This is a genomic window from Kitasatospora sp. NPDC059088, from assembly GCF_042738155.1.
In the GTDB taxonomy this organism is placed as follows: Bacteria; Actinomycetota; Actinomycetes; order Streptomycetales; family Streptomycetaceae; genus Kitasatospora.
Window position 1 is genome coordinate 1 of record NZ_JBHYGR010000075.1, and the last position, 11471, is coordinate 11471.

Consider the following 11471-nt stretch of genomic DNA (forward strand, 5'->3'; position numbering starts at 1 on the left):
GGGTTTGGGGGTCTGGGTTTTGGTTATCCGCGACTGGGGGTCCCGGGGTGCGCCGCCGCACCGGCCGCGCGCCGGCCGTCGCCGGGTCGCCGGGTTCGCGCCGCAGCGGTCGCCGAACCCGATTCCGCCGCAGGTCGAACGGTGTCATGCTGACGCCATGACAGATCGCATCGATACCGCCCCCGCCCGTGACGGGGTGCACGACGGGGGCCGGCGACGGGAGTTGGCGGCGGCGACGGTGGGGTCGGTGGTCGAGTCCTTCGACTGGAACGTGTACGCCGTGCTCGCGCCCTACTTCGCCGCCGACCTCTTCGGCCACGGCAAGGGCGGGGTCAGCGGCACGCTCGCCGCGTACGCCACCTTCGCGGTCGGCTTCGTCGCCCGCCCGGTCGGCTCGTACCTGATCGGCCGGCTCAGCGACACGCGGGGGCGGCGCTTCGCGCTCAGCCTCGGCATGGCCGTGATCGCCGTCGCCAGCCTGGGCCTCGCCGTGCTGCCGGGGCAGCGGACGATCGGCGTCTGGGCGGCGGTGCTGGCCGTCGTGGTGCGGGTGGTGCAGGGGCTCGCCTTCGGCGGGGAGGCGCCGAGCGTGGCCGCGTACGTGACCGAGACGGCGCCGCCCCGGCACCGGTTCGCGTTCAGCTCGGTCTCCTACGGCGGGATCATCCTGGGTTCGCTGCTGTCCTTCGGGGTGCTCACCCTGCTGATCCACGCCATCGGCAAGTCCGGTCTGGAGAACGGCGGTTGGCGCTGGGGCTTCGTGGCCGCCGCGCTGCTGGGGCTGGGCGCGGTGTGGGTGCGGCGGGCCGCGCCGGAGAGCGCCGAGTTCCACCGCGCCCGGGCCGCCGCCGGGCCGGGCGGGCGCCCGCCGTTCCTGCGCACGCTCCGGGAGCACCGCTGGGCGGCGCTCACCGTCTTCCTCAACACCCTGGGCGGCACGGTCGGTTACTACTTCGCGCTGACCTACCTGCCGCAGTACGCCGCCGCCTACCACGTCATCGACAAGGAGCGGGCGGCCTCCTTCATGACGGTCGTGCTGGCCGTGGTGCTGGCCACCATGCTGCTCACCGGCGCGGCCGCCGACCGCTTCGGCCTGCTGCCGGTGGCCCGGATCGGGTTCGGACTGCCCGTGCCGCTGGTCGGGTTCCTGCTGGCCGGGCTGCGCGAGGGCTGGCTGCCCTTCCAACTCGTGGCCGTGCTGCTGGGGATGATGGTGGCGACGGTGCTCGGCACGCTCAACGTGTTCACCGGCCTGCTGTTCCCGACCGAGGTGCGCGCGGTGGGCCTCGGCGTGGTCAACGCGGCCACCATCGCGGCCTTCGGCGGCACCTTCCCGCTGCTCGCCGCGTGGCTGGACTCCCACGGCAAGCTCGGGCTGATCCCGTTCTACGTCACGGTCTGCACGGCGGGGCCGGTGCTGGGCCTGCTGACGGCGATGCGGGTGCCCTCCTTCACCGCAGCGCTCCGGGAGGCGGAATCCGGGGTTCAGCGGACACCGGGAACCGCCTGACGGACGTTCACGTCCTGTGGTTGAGTGGTCCGGACCAGACGCCGGACGGGGAGGGCGACGATGGACGGCAACGGGCCGGAGAGCTGGCTGACCGAGGTGGACTTCGAGCCGCCGCCGCAGGTGGACCTGCGGACGGACCGGGCGCACTCCGCGCGGGTCTACGACTACCTGCTCGGCGGGAAGACCAACTTCCCGGCGGACCGCGAGGTCGGCGACCGGGTGCTCGCCGACCTCCCGGAGGCCCGGACCGCCGCGGCCGCCGCGCGCGCGGTGATGCACCGGATGGTGCGCCGACTGGCCGAGGAGCACGGCGTCCGCCAGTTCCTGGACGTCGGCACCGGCATCCCGACCGCGCCGAACCTGCACGAGATCGTCCAGGCGGTCGACCCGGCCTGCCGGGTGGTGTACGTCGACAACGACCCGATCGTGCTGGCCCATTCGCGCGCGCTGCTGAGCAGCACCCCGCAGGGGCGCACCGCCTACGTCGAGGGCGACCTGCGCGAGCCGGAGAGGTTCCTGGCCGATCCGGGGGTGGCCGCCACCCTGGACCTGACGCAGCCGGTCGCGCTGACGCTGATCAACATCGTGCACTTCCTCTCCGACGAGGCCGCGCACCCGCCCGTGCGCAAGCTCGTGGACGCCCTGCCCTCCGGCAGCTTCCTGGCCCTGAGCGCGGGCACGGCCGACAACGCGCCCGAGGCGGCCAAGGCGGGCGCCCGGCGTTACGCGGAGGCCGGAATAGAGGTCCACACGCGTTCGCACGCCGAGGTGGAACGTTTCTTCACCGGCCTGGAGCTGGACGACCCCGGCGTGGTCCTGATCAACCAGTGGCACCCCGAACCGGGCGACCCCGCGCAGCGGCTCGACGGCCAGGTCTCGGTGTACGGCGGCGTGGGCCGCAAGCCGTAGGCAGGCCGTCGCCGGCTCTGCCGCTCCCTCACCGACGTTGCCGAGGCCGGCGTCCGTGAGGGACCGGTCGTTCCCGGAGGAACAGGGACAGTACCGCCGGGACGACCATCACCCAGGCGGCGATCGCGAACACCGTGTGGGTGGAGGAGACGATCGCGTCCAGCGCGACGCGCTTCTGCTCCGGGTCCAGGGTGGGCAGGGCGGAGGTGTTCAACCGGCCGTCGGCGTCGGCGGCGCCCGCCGCACTGCTGAGCTTCGAGGCGAGTTCGCGGTTGAGCACGGTGCCGAACAGCGCCAGGCCGGCCGAGGCTCCGAGTTGCTGGGCGAAGCGCACCGAGGTGGTGGCCACGCCGAGGTGCTCCGGGGCGACCGCGCTCTGGGTGATCATCAGGCCGATGCCCAGGCAGAGCCCGAGTCCGAGGCCGAGCAGGAACAGTCCGAAGCCGAGGAACCAGAGCGGGGTGTCGGTCCCCAGGCCGGTGAAGACCACCATCGCGCCGGCGACCAGCAGGTGGCCGACGAGCAGCTGGTAGCGGTGGCGGCCGGCCATCCTGACCATGGCCTTCCCGGAGAGCACACCGATGACGACCATGCCGATGGCCATCGGGAAGAACAGCAGACCGGCGCCGGTGGGGGTGAGCCCCCGGGCCTCCTGGAGGTAGCCGGCCAGGTAGGCCACCGAACCGGCCAGGCCGATGCCGCCGAAGAAGCCGAGCGGCACCATGATGCGGACGACCGGGTTGCGCAGCAGGGCCGGTGTGAAGATCGGTTCGGCCGCGGTGGTCTGACGCCAGGCGAACGCGGCCAGCAGGACGATCGCGGCAGCGCCCAGGCCCTCGATGGTCGGTGAGGTCCAGGCGTAGTCCTTGCCGCCCCACTGGGAGACCATCAGCAGTGCGCTCGCGGCTGCGGCGATGAGGGCCGCGCCCAGGAAGTCGATGCGGCGTCCGACCGGTGTCACCGGCAGTCGGACCAGCAGTGCGGACGTGACGAACGCGGCGATGCCCAGCGGGATGTTGAGGTAGAACACCCAGCGCCAGTTCAGATGGTTGGCGACCAGTCCGCCTGCGGCCGGACCGAGCACGATGCCCAGGCCCACCATGATCCCGCCCATGCCCGCCTTGCCCGAGTCCTCCTCCGCGTGCGTCCCGCCCGGCCTCGTGAGCAGTCCGAGGACCACCATGGTCACGGACATCAGTCCGCCGCCGCCCACGCCCTGCACGGCCCGGAAGGCGATCAGCTCGGGCAGGTTCCGCGCGAGGCCGCACAGGACCGACCCGGCCAGGAAGACGCCGAGCGAGAACAGGTAGACGCGCTTGGCGCCGTGGACGTCGGCCAGTTTCCCGTACAGCGGGAGCACGATGCAGTCGGCCAGGGTGTAGGCCGTCAGCAGCCACGGCAGGTGATCGACGCCGTGCAGCGGGTCGAGATCCTTGACCATCGTCCAGGACACCGCGCTGACGATGTTCTGGTCGAGCAGGCCCAGTAACAGGGTGGCGAAGCAGCCCGTCACGGCGATGACCACGTGCTTCCGGCTCATCGGCGGGTCGGCGCCCTCCCCGGGCACCGCCCCGACCGCTGCTGTGCTGTGCATCCGACCCCTCCTCCTGGGCGCGGTCGCCCGGTGGCGACCCCTGGGAGGATTTTTATAGTCACTAAAATGCTGTTGTCAATAAAATCTTTGAGCGACACAAGTGATGTGGTAGCGTGCCGGCATGAGCAACGGGACCGGCAGCCTGCGGGAGCGGAAGAAGCAGCAGACGCGGCGGGCCGTCTCCGAGGCGGCGATCGCGCTGTTCCTGGAGCGCGGCTTCGACAACGTCCCCGTCTCCGAGGTCGCGGCGGTGGCCGAGGTCTCGACGATGACGGTCTTCAACCACTTCCCGACCAAGGAGGACCTGGTCCTGCACCGCTTCGAGGACCACTTCGACGACATCGTCGCCGTCGTCCTCGACAGGGCCCCCGGCGAGTCCGCGATCGTGGCCGTGCGCCGGCGCTTCCTGGCCGGACTCGACCGGCACGACGTCGTGACCGGCCTCGACGACGACCCGCACGTCCTCGCCTTCCATCGGATGGTGCTCGCCGCGCCGAGCCTGCGGCTGCGCGTCCTGGAGCAGGCCACCCGCACGGTCGACGCGCTCGCCGACGCGCTCGCCGAGCAGAGCGGGGCCGGCGTGCGGGATGTCGCGTCCCGTACGGTGGCGCGTACGGTGGCAGCCCAACTGTGCGGGGTGCAGGCCGAGTTGGTCCGGGAGAACGTCCGGCGACTCGCGGCCGGTGAGGCGGCCGAGGTGGTCCACCCGGACGCGGTGGCCGCCGCGCGGCGGGCGTTCGACCTCCTGGAGCACGGGCTGGGCGGCTACTGCGTGTGAGGTGCGGGCTCGGGCGGCTGCCGTGGGGGCGACGGGGGTGGCGTCCGCCCGGCGGGCGTCACGGTGCCATGGTGAGGCCCGCCGCGCCGGCGCCGCGGCTGAGCACCATCGTGCGGATGTGGTCCAGCGCGCGGACCCAGTCGGCGCGGCCCGGGTTGCGGCGGACGGCCTCGCGCAGGTCGAGCACCCGGTAGGGCGGGCCGAGGTCGGTGATCTGCGGGACGAACTCGGCCCGGCTCACCGTCCAGCGCTGCCCCGGCCCGGCGGGCGGACCGACGGTGAAGCGGGCGAGCGAGCTCCAGTTGCCGCGCGGGTCCTCGGTGTCGCCGTGGGTGAACATGTGCCCGGCGAGCTGGTCCCCGAGGCCGTAGACCGTCCAGGTGTCGCCGATCTTCTCGTAGGCCTGCGGGATGTGGGCGTGGGTGCCCAGGATCAGGTCGACGTCGGGGCGGCCCGGGCCCTCGCCGGCTGCGGCCAACTCGCTTGCCAGCGTGAGCTGTTGCTCGTTCGGGGTGTCCTGCCACTCGGTGCCCCAGTGGATGCTGACCACCACCAGGTCGGCGCCCCCGGCTCGGGCGGCGCGGGCGTCGGCGAGGATCCGGTCCCGGTCGATCAGGTTGACCGCCCAGGGCTCGTCCTTCGGCAGTGGGATGCCGTTGGTGCCGTAGGTGTAGGCGAGTTGGGCCACCGTCGCGCCGCCCGCCCGCAGCAGCGCGGGCTTCCCGGCCTCCTCGGCGGTGCGGGCGGAGCCGGTGTGGGCGAGGCCGACGGCGTCCATCGCGTCGAGCGTACGGCGGATGCCGGCCGGGCCGTCGTCCAGGGTGTGGTTGGACGCGGTGTCGCAGGAGGCGTAGCCCGCGTCCCTGAGCGCCTTGGCGACCTGGGGCGGGGACTTGAAGGCCGGGTAGCCGGTGTACGGGCCGCCGTCGGCGCCGTAGACGGTCTCCATGTGGCAGATGGCCAGGTCGGCGCCGCTGATCAGCGGTTTGACGCCGGCCAGCATGGCGGTGAAGTCGTAGCCGGTGCCGCCGGAGTCCTCCTTCGCCTGCTGGATGATCTCGGTGTGGGGCAGGACGTCGCCGGTGGCGACCAGGGTGAACGCCCTTGGCTCGGAAGGGGTTTGGCCTCCTGCCGTCGCGGTGGCCGTCGCGGTGGGGTCCTCGGTGGCCGTCGCGGTCCGGTCCCCGGTGGCGTTCGGCGTGGGTGCCGGGGCTCCGCAGCCGGGGAGGGCGAGCAGCAGGGCGAGGGCCGTGGTGGCGGTCCGGCGGCGGGGGAAGGGCACGGTCGTCTCGTCTCACGATCGGAAGGTGTGATCAACCCTCCGACTATGCGGGTGCCCGATCCACCGGACCCGCGCCCCACGCCCGCAGGTCACCCGGGGGGCCGCCGAGCCCGTCGACAGTGACCATGCGTCACCCCTTGTACACCGTCCGCGCGATGTGCTGACATAGCCACGTCAAACCCGAGGGGGCCGCGCTCGGCCTCGTCCGCAGCGCCGTCGCGCCGCCCTGCGCCGCAGCGCGCCGCTCCGCCCCCGAACCTCCGTGGACGATCGAAGGGGAAGCCCATGCTGCTCCGTACCCTGGCCGTCGCCGCCACCGCGACCGCCGCACTGGTCGGCACCTCGACCTTCGGCGGCGACTCGCTGCCGACCCCGCCGGACCGCATCGTCATCGACGTCGCGACCGTCAACGGCTCCGGCTGTCCGGCCGGAACCGCCGCCGTCGCCGTCTCGCCCGACAACACCGCCTTCACCGTGACGTACAGCAGCTACCTCGCCCAGGTGGGCGTCGGCTCCAAGCCCACCGACTTCCGGAAGAACTGCCAGCTCGACCTGCGGGTGCACGTCCCCCAGGGCTTCACCTACGCCATCGCCTCCGCCGACTACCGCGGCTTCGCCCACCTGGAACAGGGCGCGAACGGCACCGAACGGGCCAACTACTACTTCCAGGGCGACTCCCAGACCAGCTACCAGAGCCACCGCTTCGACGGCCCGAAGGACGACAGCTGGCAGGCGACCGACACCGTCGACGTCGCCGCCCTGGTCTTCGCCCCCTGCGGCGAGGAGCGCAACTTCAACATCAACACCGAACTGCGCGTCGCCGGCGGCAGCTCCGACCAGGCCCACACCACCAGCTTCATGACGATGGACTCCACCGACGGCAACATCAACACCACCTACCACCTCGCCTGGAAGCAGTGCCCCTGACCTCCCCGCACCCGCCCCGGCCCCGACGGAGCCCCGGCCGTCGGGGCCGCGGCGCGCCCGGGGGTGGTGCGGGCCCGGGGGTGGTGCGGGCCCGGGGGTTGTGCGCGCCCGGGGCCCGTCGGACGGCGGGGGAGGGGCCCGCCGTTCGGCTGGAGTCGTGGGGCTACCGGGCGGTAAGGCTCAAGTGACCATCAGATCGCCTTGATCGGCGCTTCGGCGGCTCCGTAGTTTGAACCCCCCCCGCACCGTGATCCGCAGAACGACAAGGAGCCCCATGCGCTTCCACCCGCCCACGTCCGGCGCCACCGCGCCAGGGAACGAGTGCTGACCGTGGCCGCCTCCGCAGCGACCGCTGCCACCCTGACGCCGATCCCCGCCGCCGCCCAGCAGCGCGCCCTCGCCCTGTACGCCGAGGGCGCCGAGGTCAAGGCCGTCCGCGCGCTGCGCGAGGACACCTTCCTCGCCCTCCTCCACAGCCCGGCCGCCCTCGCCGCCCTGGTCCGCGACGGCAGCCTGCCCGCCACCCCCGCCGAGGCCGCCGCCCGGCTGGCCCGCGAGGACGCGCAGCTGCACGACGCACTGCTGCGCCTGCTGGCGCAGGGCGACCGCAACGGGGCGGTCCGGCAGCTGCGCCGCGCCACCGACCTCGACCTCGCCAACGCCCACCTGCTCGTCCGGGCGCTGGAGCGGCCGGCCGGCTGAGCCCGCCGCGCACGGGTGCCCGTCGGCTGCCGGGCCGGCCTCCCGACCCCGGTGGTGCGATCTGTCGGGTATCTGGCGATACCGCCCCTGACCTGCGAAAACCCACTGGCAGCCGGGGTCGCTGATCCCCTAGAGTCGGCGCGCCCGTCCCGGTCGGGGCGGTGGCGTACCGGTGTGCTCGGTCGAGCTGCCCGGCGATTCCAGGAGTTGACGATCCGATGAAGTGTGTGGCGTGCGGGGCGCGCCCGGTGGGGACGGACAGCGGACGCTGTTTCGGCTGCGCGGAGGCGGCCCCCGGATGGGCGGCCGCGCTGCGGCCGGCGAACGGCCTCGCCACGGCGCTGAACGTGCTGCTGGGCCTGGGCGCCGTGGCGGCGCTGGCGGTGGTCGTCCTGGACGTCTGGCTGGACGTGCTCGCGGGGCAGCTGCTGGACGGCGCGGACGGCGTCGATCCGGACACCCCGGCGGCCCTGGGGTCGGTGGTCCACACGTTCAACGGGGCGGTCGTCCCCGTGGGGCTGGCCACCGTGGTGGTGTTCATCCTCTGGTTCCACCGCACCCGCGGGAACGCCGACCTGCTGCTGCCGAAGGGGCACCGCCTCGGGCGCGGCTGGACCATCGGCGGCTGGTTCACCCCGATCGTCATGTTCTGGTTCCCCTGGCAGCTGATGGTGGACTGCTGGCGGGCCAGCGCACCGCTGGACGCCGAGGGCAGGCGCCGCACGCCGTCCGAGAGCATCGTCGCGGTGTGGTGGCTGACCTGGATGGGCTCCCTGATCCTCGGCCGGCTCGCCACGCTCAAGAGCACCGGCTTCACCGTGCGGGACTACGCCGACCTCGAGAGCCTGCGCATCGGCCTCCGGCTGGAGACCGCCGAGGAGGTCCTGCGACTCGTCGCCGCGATCACCGCGATCCTGATGGTCACCCGGCTGACGGCCATGCAGCGGGAGCGTCGGGCCGACATCAACCCGCTGGCGGCCAGGGCCGCCCAGGAGGCCCGCGTCCAGGCCGTGACGACGCCCTCGGCCTCGGCCTGACGGACCGTGCCGCCGCCCCGGGGGTGCGACCCCCGGGGCGTACCGGCCTGTGCCTCAGCTCTCCGTCGGTCCCTCCTGCGCGACGAAGCGGGCCAGCAGGTCGTGGAGTTGCCGCTGTTCGCGCGGGTCGAAGACCGCCAGCAGGCTCTGCATCGCGCCGCGGAACAGCGCGTCGGCCTCGCGCAGGTGCTGCTCCCCGTCCTCGGTGATCACGATCTCGTAGGCGCGGCGGTCGTGGGCCGTCCGGCGGCGTTCGAGCAGGCGCCGGCGTTCCAGGTCGTCGACGATCCGGACCAGGGTGGACTTGTCGATGCCGAGGGCCGCGCCCAGTTCGCGCTGGCTGCCGATCCCGCCGGCCCGGACGGTGGCGAGCACGGCAGCCTGATGGAGTTCCAGCCCGGTGGGCCGGGCCGCCTCGTTGGCGCCGGCGCGGGCGAGTCGGTGGGCGCGGTACAGCAGCAGTCCGAGGGCGCTCGGATCGATCGGTGGGGCCGTCATGCCGCCGATGCTACCGTGTTGAGAAAGTCTCAGCTGAGATGATCTCAACCTGGGGGTTTCATGCGCGTCCTGATCATCGGCGCGGGCCTGGCCGGCCCGTGCCTCGCCCACGGCCTGCGCAGCCACGGCCACGACGTCCGGCTCTTCGAGCGGGACGGCGCCGTCGACGCCCGCGCCCAGGGCTACCGGATCCACATCAACGGCGACGGGGACGCCGCACTGCGCACCTGGCTGCCCACCGCCGCCTACGAGCAGGCCGTCGCCACGTCCTGCCGGGCGGGCGGCGGCGTCACCATGACCGGCCCCGACCTGCGCGAGTTCACCGCCATCCTGCTCCCCCCGGACGCCGCGGGTATCACCGTCGACCGGCTCACTCTGCGCCGGATCATGCTGCAGGGCCTGACGGACTCGGTCCGGTTCGGCGCCGGGTTCTCCCGCTACGAGCTGCCGGAGGACGGTACGGTACGGCTCTTCCTCACGGACGGCTCCGTCGCCGAGGGGGACCTGCTGGTCGCCACCGACGGGGCCAACTCCGGCGTCCGACGCCAACTGCTGCCGCACTTCCCGCTCACCGCGTACGACAGCCGGCTGATCTACGGCCGCACCCCGCTGACCGCCCGGGCACGGGAGCTGACCCCGCCGCCGGCACTCGACGGCTTCCTGGGCGTACTCGGCCCGGACGGCCGCGGCCTCGCCCTCGCCGCCCAGCGCTTCCGCCGCAACCCGGCCGAACTGGGGCTGCCACCGGCGGAGGACTACCTGATGTGGGGCCTGACCGCCCCGGCCGGGAGGTGCGGCCCCGACTTCTTCCGACTCGGCGCCGCCGAGCTGCTGGAACTGGCGGCGGACACCGTCGCCGACTGGGCCCCCTCGCTCGGCGCGCTGCTGCGACTGGCCGAGCCCGGGTACCTCGTGCCCGCGGGCATCCAGGCCTCCGCACGCCCCGAACCGTGGCCGCCCGGACCGGTGACCCTGGTCGGCGACGCGGCGCACCCGATGCCGCCGGCCGGCCTCAGCGCCGGAGCCGCCCTCCACGACGCGGGCCTGCTCGCCGCCCGGCTGACCTCGGGCGCGCCCCTGCTCGACGCGGTGCGCCGCTACGAGCGGGAGATGCTCGACCACGGCTTCGCCGTCGTCGCCAGGGCCGTCCGGAACCACGCGGGCGAGTACGGGGACCCGCCGTGATCGGAGGACGGCCTCAGCCGTGGGCGTGGGGGACGGGCCTCCCGGTGACGGCGTCGGTCAACGCGCGTGCGCCCAGCGGGCGGTGGAGGACGGCGGTGAGCCGGGCGATGCCGCCGTCCTCGCAGCCGATGTCCGGGCCGGAGGCGTCGCGGCGGTTCAGCATCAGGGTGACCTGGTCGGCCGATTCCCTCACCACCAGGTCGGGCTTGTAGTCGCAGCCGCTCCAGGAGGCGTCCAGCGTGATGGTGCGGTCGTCGGCCGCCACGGTCGTGTGCAGCGCGTCCGGGTCCGCCGGATCGATCCGGAACAGCAGCGAGGCGGGGCGGCGATTGTACGGGAGCGGGTCGTCGGATCCGCTCCCGTCACCACCCCACGCGTAACAGGCCGCCACCCCGACGCAGATCAGCCCCACCGCCGCGATCGCGCGCTTGTCGCCCCTGGTCAGTTCCATGCCGTGCTGCTCTCCGACGGTCGTGGGTGTGCGCCGGGCCCGGTCAGCCCGCCAGGCGCTCCGCCCAGGGATGGCCCGGGTGCACGAGCGCCAGCCACCCGCGCAGGGCCTCGCGCCGCGTACGGTCCAGTGACGGCAGCACGGTGTCGAAGTCCGCCCGGTCCTTGGGCCGCATCGTCTTCGCCTTGAAGAGCAGCACCAACTCCGGTGCGAGATAAGGGATCCCGTCCGCCGTCCGTTCGACGACCGCATCGTACGGCAACCGCAACCGCTCGTCCCGGCGGCAGATCCAGGTACCGCCCCGGTGCGGCTCACGGAAGACGTCGAGCAGGAAGCGGCCGCTCGACGGCTCCCGCACCCAGGTCTGGTGAGTGGCCGCCAGCGCCGCCGCGCCGGCCGCCGACCAGACCCGCCCATGACCCGCCGCGTCGAACACGAGCTCCGGGAAGCGTTCCCGGAGCTCGGGAAAGGACGCGGGGCGCGCCGCCCGGCCCCCCCGGCCCCGCGGGCGGGGGGGGGCGCCCCCGCGCCCCCCCCGGCCCGCCCCCCCCCCCCCGCCCCCCCCCGGCCCCCCCCCCCCCCCCCCCCCCCCCGCGCG

12 protein-coding genes are annotated in these 11471 nt (G+C 73.7%); 7 read left to right on the plus strand and 5 right to left on the minus strand.

The window, feature by feature from the left end; genetic code table 11:
- Positions 1-157: 157 nt before the first annotated feature.
- Complete coding sequence (locus ACFWXO_RS28440) at positions 158-1510, plus strand: MFS transporter (RefSeq protein WP_380527046.1); 1353 nt, start codon at positions 158-160, stop codon at positions 1508-1510.
- A 60-nt stretch (positions 1511-1570) separates the two neighbouring features.
- A complete protein-coding gene (locus ACFWXO_RS28445) occupies positions 1571-2419 on the plus strand; it encodes an SAM-dependent methyltransferase (protein WP_380527048.1) in 849 nt (282 codons plus the stop codon).
- A 28-nt stretch (positions 2420-2447) separates the two neighbouring features.
- On the opposite strand, the gene ACFWXO_RS28450 is transcribed toward ACFWXO_RS28445, so the two are convergent.
- The gene (locus tag ACFWXO_RS28450) at positions 2448-4013 is read right to left on the minus strand and encodes an MFS transporter (RefSeq protein ID WP_380527050.1); all 1566 of its coding nucleotides are present in this window, start codon (positions 4011-4013) and stop codon (positions 2448-2450) included.
- 121 nt (positions 4014-4134) lie between these two features.
- Here ACFWXO_RS28450 and ACFWXO_RS28455 point away from each other — a divergent pair, with 121 nt between their 5' ends.
- Entirely contained in the window at positions 4135-4791 is a 657-nt protein-coding gene (locus ACFWXO_RS28455) for a TetR/AcrR family transcriptional regulator (RefSeq protein ID WP_380527051.1), read from the plus strand.
- A 58-nt stretch (positions 4792-4849) separates the two neighbouring features.
- On the opposite strand, the gene ACFWXO_RS28460 is transcribed toward ACFWXO_RS28455, so the two are convergent.
- A complete protein-coding gene (locus ACFWXO_RS28460) occupies positions 4850-6073 on the minus strand; it encodes a CapA family protein (protein ID WP_380527053.1) in 1224 nt (407 codons plus the stop codon).
- A gap of 285 nt (positions 6074-6358) precedes the next feature.
- On the opposite strand from ACFWXO_RS28460, the gene ACFWXO_RS28465 reads away from it, so the two are divergent.
- From ACFWXO_RS28465 to ACFWXO_RS28475, 3 genes are all read left to right on the plus strand, one after another.
- Entirely contained in the window at positions 6359-7000 is a 642-nt protein-coding gene (locus ACFWXO_RS28465) for a DUF4360 domain-containing protein (protein WP_380527055.1), read from the plus strand.
- Positions 7001-7330: 330 nt separating this feature from the next.
- Complete coding sequence (locus ACFWXO_RS28470) at positions 7331-7702, plus strand: hypothetical protein (protein ID WP_380527057.1); 372 nt, start codon at positions 7331-7333, stop codon at positions 7700-7702.
- Positions 7703-7920: 218 nt separating this feature from the next.
- Positions 7921-8739 carry a DUF4328 domain-containing protein gene (locus ACFWXO_RS28475; RefSeq protein ID WP_380527059.1) on the plus strand — a complete coding sequence of 273 codons (819 nt, stop codon included), beginning with the start codon at positions 7921-7923 and terminating at the stop codon, positions 8737-8739.
- A gap of 54 nt (positions 8740-8793) precedes the next feature.
- Here ACFWXO_RS28475 and ACFWXO_RS28480 read toward each other — a convergent pair whose 3' ends face one another.
- Positions 8794-9237: a MarR family winged helix-turn-helix transcriptional regulator gene (locus tag ACFWXO_RS28480; RefSeq protein WP_380527060.1), complete on the minus strand. Its 444-nt coding sequence runs from the start codon at positions 9235-9237 to the stop codon at positions 8794-8796.
- 60 nt (positions 9238-9297) lie between these two features.
- On the opposite strand from ACFWXO_RS28480, the gene ACFWXO_RS28485 reads away from it, so the two are divergent.
- Positions 9298-10422, plus strand: a complete 1125-nt coding sequence (locus ACFWXO_RS28485) for an FAD-dependent oxidoreductase (RefSeq protein ID WP_380527062.1) — start codon at positions 9298-9300, stop codon at positions 10420-10422.
- A 13-nt stretch (positions 10423-10435) separates the two neighbouring features.
- Here ACFWXO_RS28485 and ACFWXO_RS28490 read toward each other — a convergent pair whose 3' ends face one another.
- Complete coding sequence (locus ACFWXO_RS28490) at positions 10436-10873, minus strand: hypothetical protein (RefSeq protein ID WP_380527064.1); 438 nt, start codon at positions 10871-10873, stop codon at positions 10436-10438.
- Between the two features lie 43 nt (positions 10874-10916).
- The gene (locus ACFWXO_RS28495) at positions 10917-11309 is read right to left on the minus strand and encodes a hypothetical protein (RefSeq protein WP_380527066.1); all 393 of its coding nucleotides are present in this window, start codon (positions 11307-11309) and stop codon (positions 10917-10919) included.
- Positions 11310-11471 lie beyond the last annotated feature (162 nt).